Annotated in this window: 3 protein-coding genes; all 3 read left to right on the forward strand. The window is 69.7% G+C overall.

What is annotated here, in order from left to right:
• Positions 1-159 precede the first annotated feature (159 nt).
• The 3 genes from GRX66_RS18530 to GRX66_RS18540 are packed head-to-tail and all read left to right on the forward strand — an operon-like array spanning position 160 to position 1,970.
• Positions 160-450 carry a hypothetical protein gene (locus GRX66_RS18530; protein ID WP_159527792.1) on the forward strand — a complete coding sequence of 97 codons (291 nt, stop codon included), beginning with the start codon at positions 160-162 and terminating at the stop codon, positions 448-450.
• Between the two features lie 33 nt (positions 451-483).
• On the forward strand, positions 484-1,071 hold the full coding sequence (gene dcd / locus GRX66_RS18535; protein WP_159527793.1) for a dCTP deaminase: 588 nt from the start codon (positions 484-486) through the stop codon (positions 1,069-1,071).
• Positions 1,068-1,970 carry a thiamine-phosphate synthase family protein gene (locus tag GRX66_RS18540; RefSeq protein ID WP_159527794.1) on the forward strand — a complete coding sequence of 301 codons (903 nt, stop codon included), beginning with the start codon at positions 1,068-1,070 and terminating at the stop codon, positions 1,968-1,970. Before dcd ends, GRX66_RS18540 begins: the two co-directional genes overlap by 4 nt.
• Positions 1,971-2,022: the final 52 nt, after the last annotated feature.

The following is a 2,022-nucleotide window of genomic DNA, read 5'->3' on the forward strand; positions in this document are numbered from 1 at the left end:
TCGAACGAGGTTCTGGGGGCGTCTTCGGGCCCCCTACCTGTTTCGGCGTCGGTGTTCGTGATGCTGCTCGGGTGGGGTGATCGCCGCGGGGTATCGTCCACGTGATCGCCCCGCGCCGCGCTCAGCCAGACGGGCGCTTCGGGCAGACGGCTCGCGATCGTGGGCTGGGGGACCGCGCCGACCGCGCTCACGTCCCTGGTCGCGTTCGCGTTCCTCGTGGCGGCGGTCGGGGACGCGTCGATGGCGTCCCCGGAGGCGTTCGCCGAGCAGTTCCAGGCCGGCCTCGACCGGAGTTCGGTCCTGCGAAACGCCGCCGGATTCCTCGTCGCGGGCTGGGAGACGTACGTCTACGCGAACGGGCTGGCCGTGGCGTTCGACGACCGGTCGGGCGCGCCGTGGGGGGTCGCGGTGCTGGTCGCGTACGGCAGTTGGCTGCTCAGCCTCATCTGAAACCTTTAGGCAGCCGCGGGTTCACGGACCGGTATGATACTCTCCGACCGGGACATCCTCTCGCGGCTGGCAGAGGGTAGCCTTGTCGTCGAACCGCTCGACGACCTCGACTTGCAGGTCCAGCCCGCCAGCGTCGACGTCCGCCTCGGGCGGCACTTTCTCGAGTTCGAGCGTGCGAACGTCCCTTGCATCCACCCGAACAGGGAGGAGGAAGTCGAGGACTACGTCACCGAGACGGTCGTCGACGACGGCGACGAGTTCATCCTCCACCCGGGGGACTTCGTGCTCGGAACGACGAAAGAGCGCGTGGAAGTGCCGCCGGACCTCGTCGCCCAGGTCGAGGGCCGGTCGTCGCTCGGGCGCCTCGCCGTGGTAGTCCATGCAACAGCCGGCTTCATCGACCCGGGGTTCCAGGGAAAAGTGACCTTGGAGCTCTCGAACCTCGGGAAAGTCCCGGTCGCGCTCACGCCGGACATGCGCATCAGCCAGCTCGTGTTCACGGAGCTCACCAGTCCCGCCGACCGGCCGTACGGCGAGGAGCGCGGGTCGAAGTACCAGGACCAGAACGGCCCGCAGGCCAGCCGCATCCGCGGGGACCGCGAGTTCGGTGGTGACCAATGAAGTTCATCGAGGAAGTCGTCGTCGACGAGTTCCTGCCCACGTTCCGGTCGCTGCTCGCGGCCGACCTCCGGGCGCGCGCGCTCACCCAGCACGAGGTCGCAGAGTTGCTCGGCGTCAGCCAGTCGGCCGTCTCGAAGTACGCGCACGGCGACGTCACCGTCAACGACGACGTGGCCTCGGACGAGCGCGTGCAGGAGACGGTCGAGCGCGTCGGCGAGGGACTGGCCAGCGGCGACATGTCGCAGGTGCAGGCGCTCGTGGAGGCCGAAGTCCTGATCCGCCAGCTATCCGCACGCGGTGACGTCGTCGCCAGCCTCCACGAGGAGGCGATGCCCGCGCTCGCGGAGTACGAGGGGGATTTCCGCGTCCACGACCCGGACAGCGAGGTTCGCGTCCGCGAGCGCGTGCTGTCGTCGGTGCGCCGGGGTGTTCGGCTGCTCGAGCACGCCAGCGGGTTCGCGACGCTGATTCCGGCGGTCGGGTCGAACCTCGTGGAGTGCACGCCGGACGCGGCGGGCGTGGAGGACGTCGCGGGCGTTCCCGGCCGGATTCTGGACGTGATGGGGCGCACCGAGATTCCCGCGGACCCCGAGTTCGGGGTGAGCGTCCACGTCGCGTCGATGCTGCTGTCAGCTCGGGATGCAGGCAGCAGCGCTCGCGCGTGCCTGAACATCCGTTACGAGGACGACCTCGTGGCCGACCTCAAAGCCGCCGGCTACGAGGCCGTCGAGTTCGACCCGAAGGGAGAATCCACGCCTGACGCGCTCGGGCCCGCCGTCGGCCAGCACCCCGACGCCGACGTGCTCTACCAGACCGGCGGGTTCGGCGTCGAACCGATCGTCTACTTGCTCGCGGACACCGCACCAGACGCCGCGGAGATGGCTCGCGACCTCCTGTAGGTCAGTGCAGCGGGCGGTCGCGAGTCCGCGCGGACCGCCGGTCAGCCGCGCG

Source organism: Halobacterium bonnevillei (assembly GCF_009831555.1).
GTDB lineage: Archaea > Halobacteriota > Halobacteria > Halobacteriales > Halobacteriaceae > Halobacterium > Halobacterium bonnevillei.

Coding starts and splice junctions, on each gene's coding strand:
- dcd (WP_159527793.1), top strand. CDS start 484: ATGATACTCTCCGACCGGGACATCCTCTCGCGGCTGGCAGAGGGTAGC.
- GRX66_RS18540 (WP_159527794.1), top strand. CDS start 1,068: ATGAAGTTCATCGAGGAAGTCGTCGTCGACGAGTTCCTGCCCACGTTC.